Origin of the sequence: Protofrankia sp. CiP1_Cm_nod2 (assembly GCF_920664355.1) — a bacterium.
Classification (GTDB): domain Bacteria; phylum Actinomycetota; class Actinomycetes; order Frankiales; family Frankiaceae; genus Protofrankia.
The window spans coordinates 1-950 of sequence record NZ_CAKKTL010000287.1; the positions used below are offsets into that span (position 1 = coordinate 1).

General features: G+C 78.8%; 1 pseudogene. It reads left to right on the top strand.

The features are described 5' to 3' along the window. A pseudogene (locus NBW84_RS21765) lies at positions 1-950 on the top strand (hypothetical protein); the annotation flags it as partial.

Below are 950 nucleotides of genomic sequence, written 5' to 3' on the forward strand. Positions count from 1 at the left end.
GTGCCGTTCACCCTGCCGGACGGTCCGGACGAGGTGCGCCGCCCGGCCGCGGTGGCCGCGCTGCGGGCGGAGCTCAGCGCGCTCGGCTGGCCGCCCGCGCGGGTCGACACGCTGGTCGCGACGATCGACCGGGCCGCGTCCGGCCCCGCGTCCGGCCCCGCTGTCCCGGTTCCCGAGGACGCCGCGTTCATCCCGACGCCGACGATCGTCGAGCTGCCGCTGGCCGTGACGGGCCCGCTGAGCGTCCCCGCCGCCCTGGCCGGCCGGGTGAGCCACGACCCGGTCACCGGATGGCTGCGGCTGGCCGACGCTCTCACCCCGCTCGAACGCCGGCTGCTCGCCGACGCCAACCCGGGGCAGCGGGCCGCCGTCGACGCCGCTCTGGACGCCGCTGCCGGTACTGGCGCCGCCTTCGGCACGGCTGTCGGCCCGCTGCCGGGGCCGGCGCCGGCCGGCGTCCCGCTGCTGACCGGCCTGGGCACCGCCGAGGTGGCGGCCGGGGTGAACAACGCGCGGGCGTTGCGCGCCCGGACCCTCACCATCGCGGCGGTGGCCGAGCTGATGACCACGTCGGTGGAGTTCACCGGCCACCTGCTGGCCGGCCTGGCCGTGCCGGTGCCGGCACCGGCCGGCACCGCTGCCGGCGGCGCGGCTGGTGCCGGCGGCGCGGCTGGTGCCGGCGCGGACGCTGGTGGTACCGCTGCCGGCGGCGCGGGTGGTGGTGGGGCGGGCGATGTCGTGTCGGTGCCGCTGCTGGACGTGGTGAGCGCGGGCTGGCAGGCGCTGCCCGCCGCCGACCGGGACCGGCAGGTGGACCGGATCCTGCGTGTCCTGCACCGGATCGGCACGGTGGCCGCCCGGCTGGGCCCCGACCCACGCAACGCCTGGTGGTTCACGAAACGGCCGGCGGGGGTGTTCGGTTTCGCCGACCTGGTGGCCCGCGAGTTCCC